The following is a 24618-nucleotide window of genomic DNA, read 5'->3' as shown; positions in this document are numbered from 1 at the left end:
TTGGCCTCAGATAGCGATCGGCGCCTTGATGTGCGGGTGCGCCTTATAGTCGACCAGTTCGAAATCATCAAAGGTGAACGCAAACAGGTCTTTCACCTCAGGGTTCATGCGCATGGTCGGCAACTGATACGGCGTTCTGCTCAACTGCTCTCGCGCCTGATCGAAATGGTTACTATACAAATGCGCATCACCAAAGGTATGCACAAAGTCGCCGGGCTCTAACTCACAGACTTGCGCCAGCATCATGGTCAACAATGCATAGCTGGCAATGTTAAATGGAACCCCAAGGAACACATCGGCACTGCGCTGGTAGAGCTGACAGGACAACTTGCCATCAGCAACGTAAAATTGGAACATGGTATGGCAGGGTGGTAGTGCCTGCAGGCCTTTTGCCGCATTTTCTTTGGGGCTCAACCCTGCTTGCGGTAACACCGCCGGGTTCCATGCACTGACCAGCAGCCGGCGAGAATCCGGGTTGGTCTTTATTTGGTCCACCAGCGCCTGAATCTGGTCAATATGACCGCCGTCCGGGGTCGGCCAGCTACGCCACTGTGCGCCATACACAGGCCCTAAATCACCCTCATCGGTGGCCCATTCGTCCCAGATACTGACCCCATTTTGTTGCAGATAGCTGATATTGGTCTCACCACTGAGAAACCAGAGTAATTCATGAAGTATCGAGCGTAAGTGGCACTTTTTGGTGGTTACCAGCGGGAAGCCATCGGCCAGATTAAAACGCATCTGGTGGCCAAACACACTGCGTGTGCCAGTGCCGGTACGATCACTTTTGTCGACCCCATTATCAAGCACATGCTGCATCAGTTGCAGGTATTGTTTCATGACTTGCCTCCACGCTGTTTACCCTGCGTTTTGCTCTCTTTGCTCGCCACTTGCTGCGTGTAACGTGGCTTAAATACGCCACGATACGCGAGCAGCAGAAACAGAACTCCCACTAGCACCATGGGGATCGATAACCATTGGCCCATCGACAGTGACGCGGCCAACAAACCGAGATGAGCATCGGGTTCACGGAAATACTCGGTGAACAAACGTGCGCAGCCGTAGCCAATCAAGAATAAACCCGCAATGGCGCCGGTCGGCCGCTGACGGCGGCTAAACCAAAACAATAAAGCAAACAACAGCAGGCCTTCAAAGAACGCCTGATACAACTGGGATGCGTGCCGCGGGTCAGGCCCGGCCGCCGGGAAAATCACTGCCCATGGCACGTCAGTGGTACGCCCCCACAGCTCGCCGTTAATATAGTTGCCTATCCGCCCTGCACCTAAGCCAATTGGAACCAGAGGGGCAACAAAGTCACCCACCGCCATGATCGAGCGCCCTTTCACTTTGGCATATAGCAGGATCGCAACAATCGCGCCGAGCAAGCCACCGTGGAACGACATGCCGCCCGAGGTGATATCGAAAAGGTACAATGGGTTGGCAAGGAACGCACTGAACTGATAAAACAGCACATAACCCACGCGGCCACCAATAATCAGCGCCAGAAAGCCCCAGAACAATAAATCGCTCCATTGCTCACGGGTCCATACTTCACCGCCGATGGCCTGCCCCTGCTGAGAGCGGTCGGCCTGTCGGTTGCCCCACCACCAGGCGAATGCCAGCCCAACCAGGTACATCAAGCCATACCAGCGCACATCCAGTGGACCTACGCTAAAAAAAATCGGGTCAAATCCCGGATGAACGTAATAGTCTCGAGTCATTGCTTCTGCAATCCTTGTTAATGGTCGTCAGACAGTGACGAAAAGATGCACTGATACCACAATCAGCAGCAAGGCAAAGGCACGCTGTAACCAGCGTACCGGTAAAATCCGCGCCAGTCGCGCGCCAACAGGCGCCATCAACACCGACATCACGGCAATCCCTAACCAGGCGGGGAGGTAAATAAAGCCGACCGCGCCCTTAACCACCCCTGCACTCACCTGCTGACCCAGTAACGCGTAGGTGATGGTACCAACAAAGGCCAGCAGAACGCTACACACAGCAGCCACTGCCACTGCATGGCGCATGGTAATCTGGTAAAAATGCAACAGCGGCACTACCAGGGCACCACCACCGATCCCCACCAGCGACGAAATAACACCAATACCGACGGACCATAGCCGCACCGGGGTGCGCCGGATTCGTTTGTCGTCGGCGCGCGGCTGCATCTTCCAGATCATCCGCGCGGCCAGCAGTAACAGAACAGTGGCAAAAATTCGCTGCAATAATTGAGGCTCAATTTTAACCCCGAGCATGGCCCCCACTATACCGCCGCCGACCATGCAAGGGGCAATCAGCCCCACCCAAGGCCACAGGATCATACGATGGCGGTGATGCGCATAGGCGCCTGACAAGGTGGTCACGACAATAGTGGCAAGACTGGTACCCACCGCCATCGGCACCACCAGCGCCGCTTCAATCCCCATCAGTGGCAACAGGTAGATTAACAACGGGACGACCACAATACCGCCGCCAATGCCGAGCATGCCCGACAACAGGCCGGCCAGTATCCCACCCAATGCCAACAGGAAAAAGCTCAGCAGCATCTACTTGCCCGCCCGGATAAAGCCGCCCAGGCCGAGGCTTTCCAGCTTATTATTCACAATTCTGCGGACCTGCGACGGATGCCGTGCTTTCAACGCCTGAGTCAGCAACACCTGCAAGGTGCTGGTGTGCACATTACGGATTATCCACTTCACTTTATCCAGGTTGTGACTATTCATGCTCAGGTTGCGGTAGCCCATCGCGATAAGTAACATCGCGCCGCCCGGATCACCGGCAAATTCGCCACACACACTGACCGGTCGGTCCAGACGGTGGCATTCTTCAATGATATGCATCAGTGCCCGCAATACGGCCGGGTGATAGGGTTCATACAGGCTGGCTACGCGCGGGTTGTTGCGATCCACTGCAAGTAAATACTGGGTCAGGTCATTGGTACCGACCGAAAAGAAATCAACTCGCGGTGCAATCATTTCCAGCTGATATAAAATACCCGGCACTTCTATCATCACACCAAGCTCAGGTCGTGCCAGCGTCGCCCCCGGTTGTTTCTGCACCAGCTCATTGCGCACTTCGAAATACGCCTGATTGAGTAAGCGTGCCGCTTCTTCGACTTCTTCCAGTGAGGATATCATCGGCAGCAGAATTTTCAGATTACTGCGCCCCACATTGGCCGCCAGCATAGCGCGAGCCTGCACCAGGAAAATCTCAGGGTGGTCGAGGGTCAGCCGAATACCACGCCAGCCCAGAAAGGGGTTGTCTTCGTGCAATGGAAAATACGGCAGCGGTTTATCACCACCCACGTCAAGCGTGCGCATGACCACTGGCAGATCGCCAAAACTCTGTAACACCTGATGATAAAGCTCAGTCTGCTCAGCTTCCGTAGGAAAGCGATCTTTCATCATGAATGGAATTTCGGTGCGATAGAGGCCAATGCCGTCATAATGACCGTTGTGTTCAACCCCATGCTCGATATTCAGACCGGCGTTAATTTGCAGGGTTACCGCCACCCCATCCTGAGTTTGCGCAGGCAAATCACGATCCCGGGCAACAATTTCAGCCAGTTCCTCTTCTTCCAGCTGCAGCTGTTTATACTCGTCCAGGACCTGCTCAAAGGGATTTACAAAGAGCTCCCCCGAATACCCGTCCACTATCAGAAACTGTTCTTCAAGGTACTGCAACGGCACATCTTCAATCCCCAGCACCGCCGGCACGCCCATACTGCGGGCCATGATTGCTGCATGCGAGTTGGCACTGCCTCGTAATGACACAATGCCCTGCAGTTTCTCCCGCGGGATTTCAGCCAGCATACTGGCGGTGACTTCCTCAGCCACCAGGATACAGTGGTCCGGAATCACCTGATCGCGACTACTGCGCTGCTGCAGATGCGACAGAATACGCTGGCCGAGGTCACGCACATCGACCGCCCGCTCCTGCAGATAGGGGTCCTCAAGGTCTTCAAACTGAGCTACATAGTCTTCCACGGTCAGCTTGACCGCGGTTTGTGCCATCCAGCCATCGCGGATTTTGCTTTCAACCGCGTTGCCTAATGAGGCCGCATCAAGCATCCCCTGGTAGACATCAAAAATAGCCAGGGTGTCTTCCGCTACATAGCTCGCAACTTGCTTTGCCAGATCCTGCAACTCACGGCGGGTTTGCATCACCGCTTTGCGGAACAAACGAATATGGCGCCAGGGTTTTTCAGTTTTTCGTGGAACCACTGCACTTAGCCGGGCAGCAGGCTTGCCAATAAAAGCGCGACCAATAGCAACCCCAGGCGAACCGGGCACTGCATGCAGGCTCCGTAGCCACGGCGCAGTATGACTGGCCAACAAACCCTTGGCCTCGGCGTGCGCAATGACCGACGCTAACTGCGCGGCCAAAGTCACCACAAAGGATTCTTCGTCTGCAGAAAATGCCCGGGCCGCCGCTTGCTGCACCGCCAGCACACCCATCACCCGGCGCTGGTGAATAATAGGCGCGACCAGCATGGCCCTGAAGCCTTCTTCTTCGACCTCATCAACCAGTTTAAAGCTTGGGTGCTGTGCCGCATTGGCGAAGTTGAGCGGCTCTTCACGCTGTGCGGCGAGGCTGATAAGGCCTTCACCGAATTTCAGCGTGATCCGTTCACCCTGATTCATACGCAGGCCATCTGAGGCAGCGAGGACAAATTCCTCAGATTGATAGTCAGCAATATAGATGCTGCATACATCCGTTTGCAGAGCAGCTTTAACCCGGGTCACCATGGTACGCAGGGCAGTATCAAACTCCGGCGCCTGATTTACCGCCTCAACAATTCGATGTAATTTTGCCAGCATCACCATAGGTTATCGCCTGCGCTTACGTTTAGAACGTTTATGTTGAAATGGCATGGCGATAGCCGCAAATTCTTTCATTACACGGCGGTACACGTCCCTTTTAAAGGACACCACCTGACGCACCGGATACCAGTAGGACACCCAGCGCCAGCCATCAAACTCCGGATGGCCGGACTGCAACACATCGACATCTGATTCCGGGCAGGTCAAACGTAACAAAAACCATTTCTGTTTCTGTCCAATACACACGGGTTTGGCGCCTTTGCGCACCAAACGTTTCGGTAACTTGTAGCGAAACCAGTTACGGCTGGTATAAATAAGTTCCACTTGCTCGGGACGTAAGCCCACTTCTTCGTATAACTCACGAAACATTGCCTGTTCCGGCGTCTCGCCTTCGTCAATACCGCCCTGTGGAAACTGCCAGCTATTTTGCCCATAACGTCTGGCCCAGAAGACTTGCCCGTGCTCGTTACATATCACTATGCCGACATTCGAACGATAACCTTCGGCATCAATCACGCGAGCATCTCCATACTATTCATCTCTGACTTTGATTCTTCCATAAAGGCCAACAATGGGCAAACATTACCTGTAACTGGTAACATACCAACAGACCTTATTTCACAACCGATAACGACCCCGATGTCCGACTATTTACAGTTGCCACAAGTTCCGTCTCACCCGCCTGCCGACGAACAGCAGCTGCTGACCCGTGCCTGTGCACTGGCAGGTATGCCGCTGGGCTGGCTGGCTGAGCAAGCCGGCTGGGTCACACCGGATAATCTGAGCAGAGCAAAAGGCTGGAGCGGTCAGTTGATTGAGCTTTACCTTGGCGCCTCAGCAGGGTCCCGACCAGAGCAGGATTTCCCTGAGCTGGGGATTGAGCTGAAAACCATTCCGGTTAATAGCGGTGGTACGCCGCTGGAAACCACCTATGTATGCATTGCCCCCCTACTCGGACTGAATGGGGTCAGCTGGCAACAGTCCAATGTCCGTAATAAGCTGCAAAAAGTACTCTGGGTCCCGCTGGATGGCCGACGTGAGATAAAACCCGCCGACCGTTGCATCGGTATGCCCTTCCTCTGGCAGCCAGCCGCCGACGAAGATGCACTTTTACGTGCCGACTGGGAAGAAATCACTGAGCGCATTATTCTGGGGCAGATCCAGCAAATTACCGCGCGTCATGGGCAAGCATTGCAACTACGCCCAAAAGCTGCAAACAGTAAAGCCTTAACCGCGGCCATCGGGCCAGACGGCGATACCATTCAAACGCTGCCCCGCGGCTACTATCTGAAAACTGATTTTACCGCACGGATTCTGCAGCGTGCCTTGCAAAACAGCTGGTAACTCAGCATGCTGAAACTATGACTAAGAAAATGAAAAGCCGGTTGCGCCAATGGTGGCAAACCGACTGTGAATACTGTAAACGAACCCGCCTGTTGTTGCTCTGGTGCATTTTACTGTTGCCCTGGATAGCCTGGTGGGTGGTTAGCCTTGGTGAGCCGAGTCGATGACTGAACTGGTCCGCAGAATACGTCCGCATACGAAGCGCAACGGTTCCTTTTACCTGTTATTAGGGGCCGGAGGTCTGCTTTTAATTGCACTGGTGCACGGACAAACCGAGCTCATGCCCTGGCCGGTGCGGCTGTGTCTGTCATCGTTTTGCTTAATCACAATGGCGCTCGGCGTCGGTAAGCTGATTGAGCCGGAGACCAGCCTTGAGATCACCCCGGATAAAATACATTACATCCATATTCGCGGGCGCTGGACACTAACCTGGGACGACATTGTCCGCTACGACGTGCCCACGGTGCAGTATGGCGCCAAACGCCAGCCACTGGCTTTTCTTGGAATTCGTTTACGCCATTACGATGCCTTCCTGCAGCAGCTGTCGCCGCGCCTTGCGGTGCATCTGCTGCATCAGCAGCGGGCGCTGATGACCCAGGCCATACGCAGTGAAATGCCCGCGCACCGCCAGTACACTGATTATTTTGAAGTGCCCGATTACTTTGTCAGCGAAACCGGAAAACGGTACTCCGGTGTCCTTGCCACCTTTGCCGTACGCATGCAGCTGATGCGCGAACTGCTCGGCTATGACCTCTATATTCCGCAGAATGCGTTCGATCGACCCTTATCTGACTTTGTCGCTCACCTTAAAGCATTGCAGCAAACTCGTAATCAGTACCTTTAAATTCACGGGCAAAGGCGCGGATTAGCGCCACTCAGGCATAATGGCTTGTTCAAGGGCGGGCCGGGCGAAGTAATACCCCTGTTGCAGTTTCACCCCCGCGTGTTTAAAGAACGCGTGTTCTTCTGCCGTTTCCACGCCTTCAGCGATAAGCGTGATGCCGAGTTCTTCAGCCACTTTCGCAATACCCGAGAAAATCGCCTGTTTGACCCTGTTCTGGTCAATACCCCGGATCATTTTCATATCCAGTTTCAGCAAATCCGGCTGAAAGTCAGCAAGCAGGTTGAGCCCCGCGTAGCCTTCACCGAAGTCATCGATGGCGGTCATGAAACCATGCCGCTGATAGGTTTGGAATACATCGACCAGTAAATCATGATTTTCCACTTTCTCGTGCTCGGTCACCTCGAAGATAATATTCTGATGAGGGAAATTAACCCGCTTTGCAGTTTGCAGCGTTTTAGCCAGGCAGGTTTCCGGCTCGTAAATGGCATTCGGCATAAAATTGATCGATAACTTTGCCGGGAGCTTAACCGCAGCGGCGGTTTCAATCGACTTGACCCGGCAGGCCTGGTCAAAACTGTACAGATTGTCGGCATTGACCCTGCCAATCACTTCTCCGGCCCCTTCACCATGTTCGCCGCGCACCAGCGCTTCATGCGCAAATACGCTGCGCTGTTCAACATCAACAATTGGCTGAAATGCCATGCGGATGGCGAAATCTAATGGCGTATGGCAATGACAGTCTGTGCATTTAGGCATTCAAATCGCCCTCCTCTGAACGTTTACAACTTCTCGACTTTACGGATAAAACGAAAAAAGCGATGATGGAACCCGCATTTATTTCTATTAAGTTAGCGTATCATGTTGCAAGCCGTCGAGGCCTTTCAATTACCACCAGGCGAAGCAGTGTCAATTGAGACCCATGAGGAAACGTTGTTTATCCAGCGTCAGCCACAACAATGGGTGCTTGCCCGGGTTAACCGTGAGGCGCCCGCCTGCTCGTTGCAACGTGCGCTTTGCATTGAACGTAACGTCACCATGCCAGACCAGGCCAACACCTGGCAACGCTGGAGCAATGCAGAACAGGAAAGTACCCTGCGCATTGTCCCCTGTATGGCTGATAAGAACCTGGTCGCCCGCCCGACTCAGCCGATCCTGATCCCGCATGGCCGCAAACCATATTTTTATGTCAGCCTGCCGTTGATGTACCAACTTTATATTGGCAACAATAAACGCCCGTTGATTGAGTTTTTTGTCGAGAAATTGCCACTGACCTGGTTTGGCAGTAATACCCGCCGGGGTGAGTTATGTTATGAAATTGAGTCCGGGCTGGTGCAAAGTATTGACGAGCTTCCTGCAGCGCCGCATCGGGCGATTCTCGAGGTCCGCGTGCATAACCGCGATCCCGAGCATCTTAGCATCGACAAACTCAATCTGCCGGCGCAGTTTCTTCCCGTCTACCGGGTCGACGGCCAGCATTACTGGACCTGCCCGTTAACCATTACCAATGAAAAACTGACTGATGAACTCAGCCTGCATTATGGGAAGTCCGTGCCCTGTCGGCATGAACAGCTGCAACTCATCAGCGAGCCTCGCATGCGCAGTGAAGCGCGCACCATTTTACGGGCACTGGAAGCAATTATAGGATAAGGATCAGCGTGGATATTCTTCAACAAGTTCTGCAACCCCTGCAAGGCGCTGATGGCGGTGCCTGGTTACGCGCTCTGGGCTACCTGTTGCTCGGTATTGTGCTGCGTAATATTCTGATCCACGGTATGCGCAAGTACGTCGATACGCATACCAGCCCGCACAAGGCTATTCTGTTTCGTCGGGCGATGTCTTACAGCATTGTCTTTATTTTCGTCCTGATTGCGCTCAGTGAACTCGGTTTTCATAGCGGTGTACTGCTAGCCGTAGCCGGTGTGCTGTCGGTGGCCATAGGTTTTGCGTCGCAAGCATCGACCTCAAACTTTATTAGTGGCCTGTTTTTACTTGGCGAAAAAAGTTTCAAAGTTGGTGACGTCATAGCCGTCAATGCAACCCGCGGTGAAGTCGTCAGCATTGACTGGCTGGCGATTAAAATTCGCACCTTCGACAACCTCTACGTTCGGGTTCCCAATGATGACCTGATAAAAGGTCACGTGATCAATTTCGCCAAGTTTCAGATCCGCCGGATAGACCTTAATTTCTGGGTCGATCTGGGCACCGACTGTGTTCAGCTTGAAGACATTCTGACCCGGCTAATCCAGCCCCATACCGACTTCCTTCGTGATCCAGAACCTGATTTATTTCGTTTAGGAATAGGCGTACTTGGTTTACAAGTACAGTGGTCGGTCTGGACTCAAACTGAGGGTTTTTTTGATGCCCGCTCAAAACTGATTGATTTAATGCTGCCTGCTATGCAAAATGCCGGCGTTGTCATCACGCAAACCCCAAGCGTGGTTCAGGGGCAAGACAGTTCCTACCGGATGCCCTACCCTTAATGACAACCGCTGGCTCAACGCCAAACACTGGTCTAACACGGAATGGCGTTAGCAGTGCTAATCACACAGGAGAAAACAGTGGCAGCAACTACAACTCTGGGCTGGCGCGAATGGGGCGCTTTGCCTGATCTGGGTATCACCAATATCAAAATGAAAGTAGACACCGGGGCGAAAACCTCCTGTTTGCATGCTTTCCAGCTCGAACCATTTGAAAAGAACGGTGAACAATGGTTACGAATATGGGTCCACCCTCGCCAGGGCAGCAACGAAGAGCACATGTGCGAAGCGAGGATTAAAGACCAGCGAGCTGTCACTGACTCCGGAGGACACCGTGAGACACGTTACGTGATCGAGACTACACTGGTGATTGGTGGGAACGCCTTTAAAGTCGAGCTAACACTAACAAATCGTGACACCATGAAGTTTAGAATGCTACTCGGTCGCCAGGCTATGAATGGCCGTTATCTGGTCGACCCGCAAGCCTCCTATTTAACCGGGGAACTGAAATGAGAATTGGAATTTTATCGCGTAACAAGAATCTCTATTCGACGCGCCGCCTGATTGAAGCCGGCGAAGCCCGCAACCACGAAATGGTGGTACTGGATCCGCTGCGTTGTTATATGAACATTAATGCTAAAGAACCCAGCATTCACATGCGTGGTAAAGAGCTCCCTGAGTTCGACGCTATCATTCCGCGCATTGGCGCCTCGATCACCTTCTACGGTGCTGCGGTGTTGCGCCAGTTTGAAATGATGGGGGTTTACCCGCTTAATGAATCGGTCGCAATTAGCCGCAGCCGCGACAAATTGCGCTCACTGCAATTGTTGTCACGCAAAGGCATTGGCTTGCCCGTGACCGGGTTTGCCAGTAAGCCAAGCGACATCCCTGATTTGATCGACATGGTCGGTGGTAGCCCCTTAGTGATAAAACTACTGGAAGGCACTCAGGGGATTGGCGTGGTACTGGCGGAAACCCGTAAGGCCGCAGAAAGCGTAATTGAGGCCTTTATGGGCCTGAACGCTCACTTTATGGTGCAGGAATATATCAAGGAAGCCGGCGGTGCCGATTTACGTTGCTTAGTGATTGGTGACCGCGTCATTGCCGCCATGAAACGCCAGGCTAAACCCGGTGAATTCCGCTCCAACCTGCACCGCGGTGGCAGCGCGACGCTGGTTAAGCTCACTGCATCTGAGCGTGCCACTGCAGTGAAAGCAGCGAAAACCATGGGTCTAAGCGTTGCTGGTGTCGATTTACTGCGCTCCAACCACGGTCCATTAGTCATGGAAGTGAATAGTTCACCTGGCCTCGAAGGCATCGAAACAGCGACCGATAAAGATGTGGCGGCACAGATTATTAGCTTCATCGAAAAAAATGCTGACAAAGCCAATCGCACCCGCACCAAGGGCAAAGGCTAATCAATCCACGCAATCAGAAGGCGGTTAGATGAAAGCGTTTCAACTGCATGACCATTTTATTGCGCCAGGCAGCCGCGCCAGTATTCACCTGCCAGCCGCCCGGCTTTATAACGACGCCCCCTTAGATCTGCATGTTGAAGTCATGCATGGGGTTAAGAAAGGCCCGGTGGTATTAGTCTGTGCCGCTATTCATGGCGACGAGATGAACGGTATCGAAATCTGCCGTCGGGTCGCCGCTCAGGTCGACCCGACCAAGCTGCACGGCACCCTGATGGTAGTGCCGGTGGTCAACATGTTCGGTTTTATTCAGCAGTCCCGCTACCTGCCGGACCGTCGCGATCTCAACCGCTGTTTCCCCGGGTCCGAACGTGGTGCCCTGGGGAGCCGGCTGGCCTATTTGTTCAATACCCAGCTGGTCCAGCGTGCGAGCCATATTATTGACCTGCACACTGGCGCGATTCACCGCAGCAACCTGCCGCAAATCCGCGTTAACATGGACAACGCTGAGGCCTGTTTGATGGCTGAAGCCTTTAACTGCCCAGTGATTTTAAACGCCAAAGACCGCGACGGGTCGCTCCGCGCCCTGGCCGCTGAACTCAACATCCCGCTGATCCTGTATGAAGCCGGTGAAGCACTGCGTTTCGACTACACCGCCATTGACGCCGGCGTGAATGGCGTGACGAATGTGCTGAAAATGCTGAAAATGCTCAAAGGCCGGCGCACCCGCAAAAAGGTCAAGCCGGTGTGGGCGCTGCGCTCGCTGTGGATGCGCAGTGACAGCGATGGACTGGTCATTAAGCTCGCCGACCTCGGACAAACCGTCAGTCGTGGACAAATTATTGCCCAGATAGCGCCGCCCCACGGTGGCAACACCAGTGAAGTTAAAGCTGCCGTCAGCGGCATTATTATCGGCGCCAGCAATATTCCGGTGACCAACGAAGGAGAAGCCCTGTTTCACCTTGCCTGCTTTGACAGCAATGAAGCACCACTGGCAACCGCCATGGTAGACACCTTTGTTGAGGCCTATCCGAATCAACCCGCACCACTAAACGATTAAAGAGAATGCAGTTGGCGCCGATAGCTTGAGTATTCGCAGTTAATGCATTGAGGATTATCATGTCATTTGCACGTTCTGGCTTTCGCTATCTGGCGGTGGTTGCGACTGCCTTACTGATCAGTTCATGCGCCAGCCCTACGCCGGTCGCCAGTCACAATGATCGCAGCCTGCAAACTCATACTGAAGAGCTTGCTGCCTCCCTGTTCAGCACCCACTCGCGCCGTTCAGCGGCGCCGCGACGTATAGCGGTGGGCAGCTTGGTGCCGGTTCAGGACCTTCGCCAGCAAGGCGACGGCCAGGACCGGGTTATGGTGCAGCAGATCCAGGAAGGCTTAATTGGAGCCGTGACTCAACGCGGTGCACAGGTGATTGAATACCGCACCAGCCAGCAACTTAGACTGGAAGACAATCAGGAACTGATGCTGAGTCGCGAACTGCAGGAATTGAGTACCCGCCAACATCTGGATTACTTCCTCACCGGTACATACAGCGAAGTGAGTGGTGGCTTACTGGTCAATATACGCCTGGTGGCACTGGCCGATAACAGTGTGCACAGCGCAGCGACCCACTTTTTCCCCTGGAGCGCTCTGCATGGCAGTGGCCAGCAAAGTGAGCTGCGTCAGGGACGTTTATACCGTGAAGCGGTCCCAGCCGAAGCGGCGCAGTCGCGCACTCAGCGACAGCGCACGATGTTTAACCAAGGAGCTCGCCGATGATCAACTTTACTAACAGAGCCCGTCAGCTGTTTGTCGCTGCACTATTCAGCCTGGTGTTGGGCGCTTGCAGTCAGTTTCCACAACCTGTAGCGAGTCAGCCTCAACCTGAGTCGATTCGCGACTATGCACATCAACTGAGTACTCAGTTAATGGACTCGGGAAAGTATGTGCGTGGCGGACAGCGCATCGCGGTTACCACACCGGCATGGCTCGAAGGCAACCTTGACCATGGCAGCCTGCTGGCGTTGCAGTTGCAGGAGAACCTGGCCGCCGAGTTGCATAGCCACCATATGCATGTGATTGATTTTAAGCTGACGGATGGTATTCGGGTCACTCAGCAAGGCGATTTTGCACTGAGCCGCAACTACCTTGAATTACGTGAATTGCAGTCAGCGGATTATATTCTTGCGGCCACGGCGGTGGATCGCAGCGACGGTATCACGATTAATGCACGCCTGATTGAATTCGACAGCCAGATAGTCGCAGCCACGGCGGAAGTTACTGTACCTCGTGCACTGGTTGAGCAACTGCGTTCAGAGCAAGGGGTGGAGCTGGTTGCGAGATGACCTCCAGCCCGTTGCTCGACGTCGACTACGGGCTGAGGATCTGTCAGCACAAGCAGACACTGTATCGTTCTGTTTTAGAAAGCTTCGTCCAACAACATGCTGCTTTGCTCAGCAGCGAGGCCCTGACCAGTGAACAGGCGCAGGAACTCGCTCATAACTGGAAAAGCACCGCACCAGCCTGTGGTGCTCGCCCATTAGCTGACCTGGCGACTTCGCTGGCACCTCCAGCGCCCCTGCCTTCAGCCGGTCAAAGCCTGCAGTTGCTTGAGCTGGCACAAGATACTCTGGAGCAGATTCAGGCACAGTTAAATAGCCGTAGTCATGCAGTAAAAACTACTTCATTGACGAAGGAGTTGTTACAAAAGCTTGAACAGCATAACTTAAGCGCAGTAACATTGTTGAATTCCTGGGCATCTTGCGATGCTGCTCACTGGCCGGACGACGACCTCGCAGATATCGAATTGGCACTGCAGGCATTCGATTTTGAGCGTGCAAAACAACTCGTTATGCAAGGGCTGATCAGTCACCAGGACGATACCAACAAAGAATGACAACGCGCAGCGTGCTCACAGAGCCCGCTTAAAAAATAATTATAATTTTGTCAGTGGGTGGATCATGAAAGGCATCGATTTCGTGCTTACCGATCAAAACCTGTACCTGTCTCTGGACAGTACCGCAGAGCGTGCCAGCCTGAATAGTAAATCGCTGGATACCCTGTTTCAGCAATCCGATATGCGTCACTGCGTTCTCGACGACAATGCATTCATAAATGCCTGTCAGCACCTGACCGAGCATGACGACTCGCTGATCCGTATTGGCCAGTGTTTGCCTGCCTCGATAACCTTGCAACTGAGTGACGACCAGATGCAGGCCCACGCCGAGGTGATTGCGCCTCAGGGCGGTGCGGCCCTGACCATGAATCAAATCCTGAAAACCTTGCGCGCCGAGGGTATCACCTCAGGTATTCGCCGCCAGGCCATGGAAAAACTCGTCTTACATAGTATGAATGGCGAACCCGGGACCTCACTGACCTTGCTAATAGCACGCGGCCGCCCTCCTATTGACGGCGACGACGCGCGTTTTGAGGCACTCACCATGGATGCCCGCGAACGTGTTCTGCAACCGCAGGAAGTGGACGGTAACAAGGTCGATATGCGCGATCTTGGTGAAATTATTAGTGTTGAACCAGGCACTCCGCTGCTGCGTAAAATATCCCCCACCCCTGGCAGTCCAGGGTTCACCGTAAAAGGTGTGGCGACCCCGCCAATCCCCGGCAAGAACCGCGATCTGCACGCCGGAAACGGCACCGAAGTTAAAGAAGACGACCCCATGATACTGATCGCCGCGCGGCAGGGGTTACCCAGGCTGATTGACAATGCAGCCCATGTGGATGATGTGCTGACCATGCGCAAAGTCGACGCCACCACTGGTCACGTTAGTTACGAAGGGTCCGTTATCATTAATGGCAACGTCGGCCCCGGCATGAAAGTCGTCGCCGGAGGTGATGTCACGGTATCGGGCTATGTTGACTCGGCCATTATTGAAGCTGGCGGCAACGTCACCATCACCAAAGGTGTTATTGGACAACAATCTGAAGCCCACGACGAGGGGCATGAGGTCAGCGATGTACCTGAACATTCTGCTCAGGTCACTGCCAAAGGCTCGCTTTGGGTTTCTTACTCACAATACGCAACCTTGCATGGTGAAACCGGGGTCATCGTCGACAAACAGTTAACCCATTGTCACGTTGTCTCTGGTGGGTCGATTTGCCTTGGCGGCGAAGGTAAAGAAGCGCGCGGTAAATTAATCGGCGGTACCGTAGACGCCGCGAACCATATTTACGCGGGGCAAATTGGCGCCCCCGCTGGCACCAAAACCCACGTGGTTTTGCAGTCACCCAAAGCCGATCCCGAGTACCTTGCTGACAAGTCACGTCTGGCAGCTGAATTAAAGGCAGAGCTTATCCTGATTAAGCGCTTCAGCCGCGCCCGCGATCGGGCCCGCTACCGACTCGAAGCGGCGCCACTGAAAAAGTTTCTGCATACCCTCGATCAAAAGCTGGAAAATCACCGTCGCAATGCCACCGTACTGCGTATTCAGGTTCAGGAGCTGCAGAAACGTGCGCCTGAGCGCCAGATGATCGTGGTCCATGCAAACCGTGTCCTGTACTCCGGCGTGGTCTTTCACAGTGACTATGAAACCAAACGGATTGATGAAAACCGGGGTCCTTCATCGCTTATTCTGAAGAACGGGAGCTTCAGTTACCAATATGTTGGATAACAGCAGTCAGCTTTTGCTGCGTCACCAGCTGGTCGACCACGAGACCTTGCTGGTAAACGCCCCGGACGCCTTAGCACGCGAGGCCAAATGCCTCGCCCATTTTTATTATTTCAATCTCTGGCATCGTTATGCATTGCCAACCCATCAGTTTGGCGCTGTGCTTCAGCAACGGGCGTCAGCGACCGTGCTGTATGTTCCGAAAGAAAAGAATCTGGCGCGGATGCTGCTGGCAAACCTGGCCCACAGCCTGGTTCCAAGCGATACGCTCTATCTGGTAGGCGGCAACAAAAGTGGTATTAAAGCACTGGCCAAGCAACTCGGTGACGACTGGCATCCGGCGCAAAAAATCGCCAGTGGTAACCATTGCCTGCTCTACCGTACTCAGCTCAAAGACGCCAAAGCCGGCCACTTTGAACTGGCGGATTACCGCTCCATCTATCAGTTAAACCAGCCAGAGATCACGGTGGTGAACCTGCCCGGGGTCTTCAGCGAACAAAAACTGGATGCCGGCACCGCGCTGTTACTGCAACACTTTCCCGCGGAAATGCAGGGTAAGGTCCTCGACTTTGCCTGTGGCAGCGGAGTTCTGGCTGCGAGCATTGCCACCCGGTTCCCTGGCATCACCCATATTAGCGCAAGCGATGTCAATGCATTTGCCATCGAAGCGTGTAAACAGACGCTTAGTCAGGTCAAGCCAGCAGACAGTCAGATTGTCGCCAGTGACGGATTAGATCAGATCGAGGGCAGGTTCGACTGGATTATCAGCAACCCGCCTTTTCATACCGGACAACGCACCGACTACAGCATCGCCCGCGACTTCATTCGCTCGGTACCGGCCCATCTGACCGCCAGTGGTCGTTTACTTCTGGTGGCAAATAACTTCCTCGGCTACCCGGAACTGCTTCGTGAACAATTCCGCAACGTACGAGAAATCGTCAACAATGGTCGCTTTCATATTCTTGAGGCCAGTCAGCCATGTTGAATTCGTTGCGCAAAAGCTTTCTGGTAACGACGCTGTGCGTCACCTGCCTCAGCACCGGCCTGGCGCTCGCAGGTTATACCTGGGTTAATTACCTGCAGGCCCGCGGCACAATGCTGGAACGAACTGAGGACTATAGCAAGGCCCTGGCAATCAGCGTAAACCAACAACTGATTCATCATAATGAGGACTTCGCCCAGTCGTTTTCCAGCTTGCTAAATGAAACCCGGTTTATTCTCAACGCTCATGTCTACCTTTACGACGACGAGGGGCAACTAAACTTCCTCACCAGCTACAACCGCGCGGGTATTCAGCCAATAGCGGCGCGTCAGGATTCGATTAACGCCCTGCAAAGCCCGCATTTGACCAGCAACGGCATTGATATCATGGTTCCCGTGGTCGCCTTACAATCAGCCGCAAACGGTGACCAGGACCCACGCGGGTATGTGTTCGTCCGGACCAGCATACAACCGCTTCAGCAAGTGTTACGGCAAGCCGGAGTCACTGCCGTTGGCGCAATCCTGTTTGCAGCCCTGCTCTCTTTGTTGCTCGCCAGTCTGGTCAGTCACTATTTCGGACGGCCATTACGCCGCCTGATCATGGCAACCCGGGACGTAGCACGAACGCGGGATTACAGTATCCGCGCGCCCAACGGCCAGTTTTCAGAATTCGACCTAATTGCCCACAATTTCAATACCGTGCTCGAGCGTATCCAGCAGTACATCCGCCAACATGACAAGTCCGAAGCCGCGGCACAGCAACTTAACGCTGAACTTGAGCAGCAAGTACAGGAACGCACCAACGCGCTGCGCAATGCCAATCAGGAACTGCTCGAAACCCTGGAGCAGCTGCACCAACACCAGGGACGTCAGGTTGAAGCACAAAAAATGTCGTCGTTATCCGAGCTGGTGGCCGGTATATCGCATGAGATTAATACCCCGCTTGGCCTCGCGGTAACTGCCGCATCGATGGTAGAAGACAGCCTGCGTGAGCAGCCAATACGTACCGACGAAGCCCATGAGCAGATGCAGATCCTGCAGCGAAACCTGGACCGCGCGGTTGAGCTGATTAATAACTTTAAAAAACTGGCTATTGAGCATGCTGGCGAAACGGCGACTGACGTTGAACTTAGCCAGTTAATGGAAGATATTGTTACCAGCGCCCGAGCCTATATCACTGACGCCAGAAAACTTGAGGTCACCATTCACAGTGACATCCCTGAGCTGGTAAAGCTGAAAGTAGGTGTGTGGCAACAACTTATTAGTAGTTTGCTGGAAAACTCAGTGATTCATGGCTTTGCAGGTAAAGACAGCGGCCAGGTTGATATTTACTTACAAAATCAAAACGGGCATCTGCAAGTACGCTACAAAGACAATGGCTGTGGTGTCCCGGCCGATATTTTGCGGCGTATTTTCGACCCCTTTATTACCAGTAAACGTGGTCACGGCAATAGCGGCCTGGGTATGCACCTGGTTTACAATTTAGTCACCCACACCTTAAACGGCACTATAAACTGCGTCAGCGCTCCGGACGAAGGCTTTGAGGTCATCATTAACTGTCCGTTGGAACTAGTAAATTCAGCTTAAACCGTGCAAATACTTGCAATCAACCCGTTAAAAAACTTATCCTTACAACTTGATCTTCCTTATGTTTGCTAAATCGTTTAAAGACAGGACTTAACTATGAGCGCCAAACTTCTTATCGTTGAAGATGAAGTCGTCACCCGACAGACTCTGACCCGCCTCTTCCAGCAGGAAGGTTATGAAGTTTTTGACGCTGCGGATGGCAAGCAAATGGAACACATTATGGCGCAGCAGCCTGTTGACCTCATCATCATGGACGTCAACTTACCAGGCCAGAGCGGCCTTGAACTGGCTGAATCCTTACGCGAACAGAACAACATCGGGCTGGTCTTCCTGACCGGTCGCGATAGTGACGAAGACCGTCTGCTTGCGTTAGAACTTGGCGCTGACGATTACCTGATTAAGCCTTACAACCCGAAAGAACTGACTATTCGGGTGCGTAACCTGTATCGCCGCATTCAACATAGTCAGCAACCTAGCGAACCTAAAGTGGAAGGCTCACGCGAGTTCCACTTCAATGGCTGGGTATTGGATTGCGATAGCCGCTGCCTGTATTCACCGGATAAGAAAATGTTCCGCCTGCCGAAAAGTGAATACCGTGCGATGGAGCTGTTTCTGACCCAACCGGGTAAAATTCACGACCGTGAAACCCTGGTACGTAAAATGCTGGACCGCGAGTTGCGCCCCAATGACCGTACCGTTGATGTTGCTATCCGTCGTATTCGCCGTCATTTCGAATCGCACCCTGAAACACCTAACCTAATCACCACCATTCATGGTGAAGGTTACCGTTTTGTCGGTGACGTCCGGGTTGAAGTGTCCCAATAACACTCAGGCAATAACTGACAACGACGACTGACCAGAATATAACGAAAAAGCTGAGCTACCCTGCTCAGCTTTTTGCTTTCAGCCACTGCCGGGCGGTCTCCTGGTCTTCGGCTAACCATTGCCGGGCATCAGCAATAAGAGCAGGGACTTCCGGCCACTGCCAGTGGTCTTTTTCCAGATACTGCATCAGTGCACCTAAGCGGGCGAAGCCTAGCGAACGACAGCCGCCTTTTACTTTATGTGCCTGACGTCGAAAGTCATCCTCTTCTTCAGCCAGTGCGAAGCGCTCAAGCTCAACTATATACTCTGGCATTAAACGGGCAAAGGTATCCAGGCTCTGGGTTAAACCCTCTTCGCCCAGCAGCTCATGGTATTGTGAGAGCAGTTCTTCATCTAATGATTCGAATTTATTAATAAAGGTCATTTGTTTTTCCGTCTTGGGCTTTCAATCCAAAATACGTATGCTCGCGTATAAGAATTTACAAATTGGCCGGTCGCTGGTTGCTTAATAAGCAACGGTAGTTAAATAAACAGCACAAGTCAGATATAATATCCCGTCAATTTGTATTTTGACACCAACCATTTTGACAGCCAACACGCGGAGTAGTAATTGCATGCCGACCTCAATGCCAGATATAGCTAATCAAGACAGTGCCCAAACGATGGGGACGCTGGACTGGGTTGGCATGAGCAATATCGAAATGCCACTGCTGGTTACCGTCCCTGGTCAGCCAGACCGTCAGGTCAGCGCTAAGGTAGATGCGTTTGTCAGTCTCGACGACTCTCAAGCCAAAGGTATCCATATGTCACGCCTTTACCTGGCAGTCGACGAGTTGTCCGCAAGCGGCAGTCTTCAGCCTGCGCAGCTGCACACCCTGCTGAAAACGTTTATCAGCAGCCATGCGGATCTCAGTTCGCAGGCCATGGTGCGTTTCCATTTCGACTACCATTTACGCCGCAAGTCGCTGATTAGCAAAAAACAGGGTTGGAAAGCCTACCCGGTTACCTTGCAGGCCATATTAAGTGACCAGGGCCTGGATATAGAGCTTGGCGTTGCCGTGCCCTACTCGTCTACCTGCCCGTGCTCAGCAGCATTAGCCCGCCAGCTAATTCAGGATGCGTTTAACCAACGTTTTGATGATGACAGCATGGACAAAGAATCAGTGCTGGCCTGGCTCGGCACCACCGAGGGTGTGCCAGCGACGCCCCACAGTCAGCGTTCTATTGCCGATATTAAAGTGAAGTTGCAGGCTGAGCATAACGACTTGCCGATCGAAGAGTTAATTGATGCCATCGAGAACACGCTGAAAACACCGGTTCAGGCGGCGGTCAAACGTGAAGATGAACAGGAATTTGCCCGTCTTAACGGACAAAACCTGATGTTCTGTGAAGACGCCGCTCGCCGCGTCAAACACACCCTGAATCAGAATGCCCACATTCGCGACTTCTGGATCCGCATCAACCATTATGAATCGTTGCACGCCCACGACGCGGTAAGTATCACCACCAAAGGCATCCCCAACGGCTACTCCCCGCGTTAGCCGCCCTGGCTGCGGCTGGTATAAGGCATCGGACTGCCTTATACAAGCGCCAGGGTCCGCCGCCCCCAGTTTCAATTATATTCCCCACTGCTAATGAAACCTGGCACCTTGTTTGCATTAAAACCTTACAGAACAGTTAATGGTTTTTGAACGAGGTGTTCAATGGAATTTGTGCTAATTGGTTTTATCGCGGTTTTAGTATTGGTGGCGGTCTTGGCTTCGCGTCTGACGGAGCGTTACTCGCCTTACCCTTATCAGAAGCGTCAGGAGACATTCTTCTCTGCAACAGAAGAGCAGTTCCTGAGTCTGCTTGAGCGTGGGCTGGGCGACCAGTACCGTGTCTTCACCAAAGTTCGCCTGGGCGACGTGGTGAGCGTACGGGACAAAGGGCTGTCACGCGCGGCTAAACGTGAAGCACACGGCAAGGTGGCGAACCGGATGCTGGATTATGTGCTCTGTGACCGTCTCAACGGTATGCGTGTAGTGGCGGTAATCGAGCTCGAAGCGGCAGAAAGCAATCAACACCAGGCTAAACGTAACTGGTTCCTGAAGAACTCCCTGACGGCCGCCGGTGTACCTTTCCTTCGCTTTAAGGCTAAATCAGGCTATCGTGCTGACGAGCTGGGTCGCTTTATTCTGTCCAAACTCAACCAGTCTGACTTTGTGCGCGCTGCACGTCCGAAAATGCGTGGTGCCGATGGCCACTCTGCCCCAATGGCAGCCTGAGTTTTATTACTGGCTGTTACTCACATTTGTAGTGGGGCTGGAGCGGTTTTTGCCGCTCCCACGCTCCGCACACCCATTCTTTCTCCTTCATCAGCTAGCTGCCGGCATGGCTCGCAAGGTGCACCGACCGGACAATAGTCGCTCACAACAACGCATTTCCGGGCTGATGGCTACCCTGTCACTGACTCTGCCCTGGCTGGCGATAGCCGCCGTTATCTACTGGGTTGCCGAACTGGACTGGCTGTTTGAAGCTCTCGTATTGCTGCTCTGCTTACATAGTGGCCGTGCCTTCAGCGATTACCGGCAAGTGCAGCAGGCACTGGCTAAAGGTCAAAAGCAGTTAGCCCGAGAGCGCCTGGCCCGCTATCTTGCGCGTGACCTCACGCCGTTGTCCGAACTCGGTCTGCGAAAAGCGGCAATGGAGTACCTCAGCCGCCAGCTCATGCTTGGCTGGCTGGCAACGTTATGCTGGTTTATCATCGGCGGTCCGCTGGCGGCACTGGCGTACCGCATGCTCTTCGAACTTAGCCAGGCCTGGCCCGTGATGCAAAAGCGCTGGCGTGATTTTGGCTTTGCTGTTAACTGGCTAATGCGGGGCTTTGCCTGGCCTGCCAGTGTCTTGCTATGGCTCTTACTGGCGGTTCGCAGTCTGCTTGGCGGCAACATCTTGCCATGGCGCTTTGCCCCGCAAAGTCACATGCACAAACAGGATGGCCGACTTTGGCGCGCACTGGCGGTGCGCTTAAAATGCACCATGGGCGGCGCCATCAAACTCGATGATCAGCGGCAGCACCGGCCCAGGTTTACCCCTGGACCCGAGCCAGAGCCGCACCATTCAAAACGCCTGCCTGGTATTCTGACCCGTTGCCAGTGGGTGGCCTGGATGCTGGTAAGCCCGTTATTTCTGATTGGACTGCTTGCCACCTGATCTAACTGAACATGGCATCGATCCCGACGCCATGTTCATATATAATGCCTGCCTTAATGTCGTTCGGATTTATTACCCATGAAGAAATACCATGTCATTGGTCTTGGTAACGCCCTGGTCGATCAGGAATACAAGGTCACAGACGACTTCCTTGCTGAGCAAAGCCTGGAAAAAAGCATTATGACGTTGCTCGACGAATCGCAACAGGATGACTTACTGACTCAGTTAAACAAAAAATTTGAGTTGGAAAAGCGTGCCGGTGGCGGCTCAGCAGCCAATAGTCTGGTTGCACTCAGTCAGTTCGGCGGCAATGCATTCTACTGCTGCAAGGTAGCTAACGACGAAGCCGGGGCATTTTATCGTCACGATCTTGAGAGTGCGGGGGTCAATACGCACCTTAAAGCACAGGACAACGACGGCTTAACCGGTAAATGCGTAGTGATGGTGACGCCGGATGCTGAGCGCACTATGTGCACCCACCTTGGTATTACCATTGATTTCTCGGTCGAGGAACTCGAACTGGATAAAATCAGTGAATCTGAGTACCTCTACATCGAAGGCTACCTGGCGACCTCAGAAATCGCCCGCCATGCGGTTCAGGAAGCGCGCCAGATGGCAGAGAGCCATGGCACTAAAATCGCCCTGACGTTCTCCGACTCGTCCATGGTGAAGTACTTCAAAGAAGGGTTGCAGGAGTTTCTTCAACCCGGCGTCGACCTGCTATTCTGCAATGAAGACGAAGCGCTTGAATACACAGACACCACCGATTTCGACAGTGCGATGCAGCATTTATTGCGCTTTGCCAAACAGGTAGTAATTACCCGTGGGCCTGCCGGCGCTGTGATCGGAGAAGCCGATAAACGCGTACAAGTACCGGGCTTTAAAGTAAAAGCCATCGACACCAACGGCGCCGGTGACATGTTTGCAGGTGCGTATTTGTACGCAATTACCCAAGGGCTGGGTGCAGCACAAGCCGGTACGCTGGCGAGCCGCTCTGCCGCTGAGGTAGTCAGCAATTACGGACCGCGCCTGGAGCCCGGCACTCAGCAGGCTATTTTAGACGAATTAGGTTTGCAGCCTGACGCTGCAGCCGTAAATGCATAAGCAGGAAGGTACTAATGACTGAACAGACCGATTACAAAGTAGCAGATATTTCTTTGGCCGATTACGGCCGTAAAGAAATCGCCATTGCCGAATCAGAAATGCCGGCGCTGATGGCGATTCGCCGTAAATATGCCGCCAGCAAGCCATTAGCCGGTGCCCGTATTATCGGTTGTATTCACATGACGATTCAAACCGCAGTCTTGATCGAAACCTTACTCGAGCTTGGCGCTGAAGTACGCTGGTCATCGTGCAATATTTTCTCTACCCAGGATCACGCTGCTGCAGCGATGGCCGCCGCTGGCGTTCCGGTATTTGCCTGGAAAGGCGAAACCGAAGACGAATACGTCTGGTGTTTAGAACAAACCTGTAAGAAAGACGGTGAATTGTGGGATGCCAACATGATCCTGGATGACGGCGGCGATCTGACCCTGCTTATCCACGACCAGTACCCACAAATGCTGGACAAGGTTCATGGTATTACCGAAGAGACCACCACAGGGGTTCACCGTTTACTGGAGATGCTTGAAAAAGGCACCTTGAAAGTACCAGCGATTAACGTTAATGACTCAGTCACTAAATCGAAAAATGACAACAAATACGGTTGCCGTCACTCGCTTAACGACGCTATCAAGCGTGCCACTGATCACCTGTTGTCCGGTAAAAAGGCACTGGTCATTGGTTATGGCGACGTGGGTAAAGGCTCTGCTGCCAGCCTGCGTCAGGAAGGCATGATTGTAAAAGTCGCAGAGATCGACCCGATTTGCGCTATGCAGGCCTGCATGGACGGATATGAAGTGGTCTCACCATATATTAACGGTGAAAATCACGGCGATGGCAGCAACCTGAATAGCGACCTGCTGCTAAATACCGACTTGCTGGTTACCACCACGGGTAACTTCAATGTCTGTGACCGTTACATGCTGGCTGGCCTTAAAAAAGGTGCTGTGGTTTGTAACATTGGTCACTTCGACAATGAAATTGACACTGCGTACATGCGCAAAAGCTGGCGTTGGGATGAAGTGAAGCCACAGGTTCATCAGGTCTTCCGCTCAGAGTCTGATGACGACTACCTGATCCTGTTAGCGGAAGGTCGCCTGGTTAACCTGGGGAATGCAACCGGACACCCTAGCCGTATTATGGACGGTTCCTTTGCTAACCAGGTACTGGCACAAATGGATCTGTTCGAGCAAAAATTTGCCGACATGAGCGATGCAGACAAGCAGAACGCGCTGTCAGTCAAAGTCCTGCCTAAACAGCTTGACGAAGAAGTAGCGCGCTATATGGTAGAAGGGTTCGGCGGTACCATGACCCGTTTGACCAAAGAGCAGGCAAGCTACATTCATGTCAGTGTAGATGGTCCATTTAAAACGGATGCGTACCGTTACTAAGCATAGCTAACTACGG

26 protein-coding genes are annotated in these 24618 nt (G+C 53.2%); 19 read left to right on the top strand and 7 right to left on the bottom strand.

Annotation, left to right across the window (positions count from 1 at the left end; translation table 11 throughout):
* Positions 1 to 6: 6 nt before the first annotated feature.
* From CWE12_RS07555 to rppH, 5 genes are read right to left on the bottom strand one after another with little or no spacing between them, the layout of a single operon-like run.
* Positions 7 to 840 (bottom strand): thymidylate synthase, encoded by an 834-nt coding sequence (locus tag CWE12_RS07555; protein ID WP_126789094.1) that lies wholly within the window; start codon positions 838 to 840, stop codon positions 7 to 9.
* Complete coding sequence (gene lgt / locus CWE12_RS07550; protein WP_126789093.1) at positions 837 to 1721, bottom strand: prolipoprotein diacylglyceryl transferase; 885 nt, start codon at positions 1719 to 1721, stop codon at positions 837 to 839. Before lgt ends, CWE12_RS07555 begins: the two co-directional genes overlap by 4 nt.
* A 27-nt stretch (positions 1722 to 1748) precedes the next feature.
* Positions 1749 to 2546: a sulfite exporter TauE/SafE family protein gene (locus CWE12_RS07545; protein ID WP_126789092.1), complete on the bottom strand. Its 798-nt coding sequence runs from the start codon at positions 2544 to 2546 to the stop codon at positions 1749 to 1751.
* The gene (gene ptsP / locus CWE12_RS07540) at positions 2547 to 4820 is read right to left on the bottom strand and encodes a phosphoenolpyruvate--protein phosphotransferase (protein ID WP_126789383.1); all 2274 of its coding nucleotides are present in this window, start codon (positions 4818 to 4820) and stop codon (positions 2547 to 2549) included. It abuts the gene before it with no gap.
* Positions 4821 to 4829: 9 nt separating this feature from the next.
* Positions 4830 to 5339: an RNA pyrophosphohydrolase gene (rppH, locus tag CWE12_RS07535; protein WP_126789091.1), complete on the bottom strand. Its 510-nt coding sequence runs from the start codon at positions 5337 to 5339 to the stop codon at positions 4830 to 4832.
* Between the two features lie 123 nt (positions 5340 to 5462).
* Here rppH and mutH point away from each other — a divergent pair, with 123 nt between their 5' ends.
* Entirely contained in the window at positions 5463 to 6167 is a 705-nt protein-coding gene (gene mutH, locus CWE12_RS07530) for a DNA mismatch repair endonuclease MutH (RefSeq protein WP_126789090.1), read from the top strand.
* Positions 6168 to 6330: 163 nt separating this feature from the next.
* Positions 6331 to 7011, top strand: coding sequence for a DUF2982 domain-containing protein (locus CWE12_RS07525; RefSeq protein ID WP_126789089.1), 681 nt, complete (start codon positions 6331 to 6333; stop codon positions 7009 to 7011).
* A 21-nt stretch (positions 7012 to 7032) separates the two neighbouring features.
* Here the strand turns inward: CWE12_RS07525 and CWE12_RS07520 are convergent, their stop codons facing one another.
* Positions 7033 to 7767, bottom strand: coding sequence for an EAL domain-containing protein (locus CWE12_RS07520; protein ID WP_126789088.1), 735 nt, complete (start codon positions 7765 to 7767; stop codon positions 7033 to 7035).
* 102 nt (positions 7768 to 7869) lie between these two features.
* On the opposite strand from CWE12_RS07520, the gene CWE12_RS07515 reads away from it, so the two are divergent.
* The 12 genes from CWE12_RS07515 to arcA all read left to right on the top strand — a co-directional run bounded on the left by CWE12_RS07515 (position 7870) and on the right by arcA (position 18915).
* Entirely contained in the window at positions 7870 to 8658 is a 789-nt protein-coding gene (locus tag CWE12_RS07515; protein WP_198675717.1) for a hypothetical protein, read from the top strand.
* An 8-nt stretch (positions 8659 to 8666) separates the two neighbouring features.
* The gene (locus tag CWE12_RS07510) at positions 8667 to 9491 is read left to right on the top strand and encodes a mechanosensitive ion channel family protein (protein WP_126789086.1); all 825 of its coding nucleotides are present in this window, start codon (positions 8667 to 8669) and stop codon (positions 9489 to 9491) included.
* A 78-nt stretch (positions 9492 to 9569) separates the two neighbouring features.
* On the top strand, positions 9570 to 10001 hold the full coding sequence (locus CWE12_RS07505; protein ID WP_241972426.1) for an ATP-dependent zinc protease family protein: 432 nt from the start codon (positions 9570 to 9572) through the stop codon (positions 9999 to 10001).
* Positions 9998 to 10906, top strand: a complete 909-nt coding sequence (gene rimK, locus CWE12_RS07500) for a 30S ribosomal protein S6--L-glutamate ligase (RefSeq protein ID WP_126789084.1) — start codon at positions 9998 to 10000, stop codon at positions 10904 to 10906. The genes CWE12_RS07505 and rimK overlap by 4 nt, the downstream gene beginning before the upstream one ends.
* Before the next feature lie 28 nt (positions 10907 to 10934).
* A complete protein-coding gene (locus tag CWE12_RS07495; protein ID WP_126789083.1) occupies positions 10935 to 11963 on the top strand; it encodes a succinylglutamate desuccinylase/aspartoacylase family protein in 1029 nt (342 codons plus the stop codon).
* Between the two features lie 59 nt (positions 11964 to 12022).
* Positions 12023 to 12679 (top strand): FlgO family outer membrane protein, encoded by a 657-nt coding sequence (locus tag CWE12_RS07490; RefSeq protein ID WP_126789082.1) that lies wholly within the window; start codon positions 12023 to 12025, stop codon positions 12677 to 12679.
* Positions 12676 to 13245: a FlgO family outer membrane protein gene (locus tag CWE12_RS07485; RefSeq protein WP_126789081.1), complete on the top strand. Its 570-nt coding sequence runs from the start codon at positions 12676 to 12678 to the stop codon at positions 13243 to 13245. Before CWE12_RS07490 ends, CWE12_RS07485 begins: the two co-directional genes overlap by 4 nt.
* The gene (locus CWE12_RS07480) at positions 13242 to 13796 is read left to right on the top strand and encodes a hypothetical protein (protein ID WP_126789080.1); all 555 of its coding nucleotides are present in this window, start codon (positions 13242 to 13244) and stop codon (positions 13794 to 13796) included. The genes CWE12_RS07485 and CWE12_RS07480 overlap by 4 nt, the downstream gene beginning before the upstream one ends.
* A gap of 64 nt (positions 13797 to 13860) precedes the next feature.
* Positions 13861 to 15525, top strand: a complete 1665-nt coding sequence (locus CWE12_RS07475; protein ID WP_126789079.1) for a DUF342 domain-containing protein — start codon at positions 13861 to 13863, stop codon at positions 15523 to 15525.
* On the top strand, positions 15515 to 16507 hold the full coding sequence (locus CWE12_RS07470; RefSeq protein ID WP_126789078.1) for a methyltransferase: 993 nt from the start codon (positions 15515 to 15517) through the stop codon (positions 16505 to 16507). The genes CWE12_RS07475 and CWE12_RS07470 overlap by 11 nt, the downstream gene beginning before the upstream one ends.
* Positions 16501 to 18090: a sensor histidine kinase gene (locus tag CWE12_RS07465; RefSeq protein WP_126789077.1), complete on the top strand. Its 1590-nt coding sequence runs from the start codon at positions 16501 to 16503 to the stop codon at positions 18088 to 18090. The genes CWE12_RS07470 and CWE12_RS07465 overlap by 7 nt, the downstream gene beginning before the upstream one ends.
* Positions 18091 to 18186: 96 nt before the next feature.
* Positions 18187 to 18915 carry a two-component system response regulator ArcA gene (arcA, locus tag CWE12_RS07460; protein WP_126789076.1) on the top strand — a complete coding sequence of 243 codons (729 nt, stop codon included), beginning with the start codon at positions 18187 to 18189 and terminating at the stop codon, positions 18913 to 18915.
* A 64-nt stretch (positions 18916 to 18979) separates the two neighbouring features.
* On the opposite strand, the gene CWE12_RS07455 is transcribed toward arcA, so the two are convergent.
* On the bottom strand, positions 18980 to 19339 hold the full coding sequence (locus CWE12_RS07455; RefSeq protein WP_126789075.1) for an Hpt domain-containing protein: 360 nt from the start codon (positions 19337 to 19339) through the stop codon (positions 18980 to 18982).
* A 190-nt stretch (positions 19340 to 19529) separates the two neighbouring features.
* On the opposite strand from CWE12_RS07455, the gene folE2 reads away from it, so the two are divergent.
* The 5 genes from folE2 (at position 19530) to ahcY (ending at position 24602) form a co-directional block, all read left to right on the top strand.
* Entirely contained in the window at positions 19530 to 20456 is a 927-nt protein-coding gene (gene folE2 / locus CWE12_RS07450; protein ID WP_126789074.1) for a GTP cyclohydrolase FolE2, read from the top strand.
* Between the two features lie 162 nt (positions 20457 to 20618).
* Positions 20619 to 21182, top strand: coding sequence for a DUF2726 domain-containing protein (locus CWE12_RS07445; RefSeq protein WP_126789073.1), 564 nt, complete (start codon positions 20619 to 20621; stop codon positions 21180 to 21182).
* On the top strand, positions 21154 to 22110 hold the full coding sequence (locus CWE12_RS07440; RefSeq protein WP_126789072.1) for a cobalamin biosynthesis protein CobD/CbiB: 957 nt from the start codon (positions 21154 to 21156) through the stop codon (positions 22108 to 22110). The genes CWE12_RS07445 and CWE12_RS07440 overlap by 29 nt, the downstream gene beginning before the upstream one ends.
* A gap of 78 nt (positions 22111 to 22188) precedes the next feature.
* Positions 22189 to 23214, top strand: coding sequence for an adenosine kinase (locus CWE12_RS07435; RefSeq protein ID WP_126789071.1), 1026 nt, complete (start codon positions 22189 to 22191; stop codon positions 23212 to 23214).
* Between the two features lie 14 nt (positions 23215 to 23228).
* Positions 23229 to 24602, top strand: a complete 1374-nt coding sequence (gene ahcY, locus CWE12_RS07430) for an adenosylhomocysteinase (protein ID WP_126789070.1) — start codon at positions 23229 to 23231, stop codon at positions 24600 to 24602.
* The last annotated feature ends 16 nt before the right edge of the window (positions 24603 to 24618 follow it).

This window comes from Aliidiomarina sedimenti (assembly GCF_003986955.1).
Classification (GTDB): domain Bacteria; phylum Pseudomonadota; class Gammaproteobacteria; order Enterobacterales; family Alteromonadaceae; genus Aliidiomarina; species Aliidiomarina sedimenti.
This window is presented reverse-complemented; position numbering and strand designations above follow the sequence as displayed.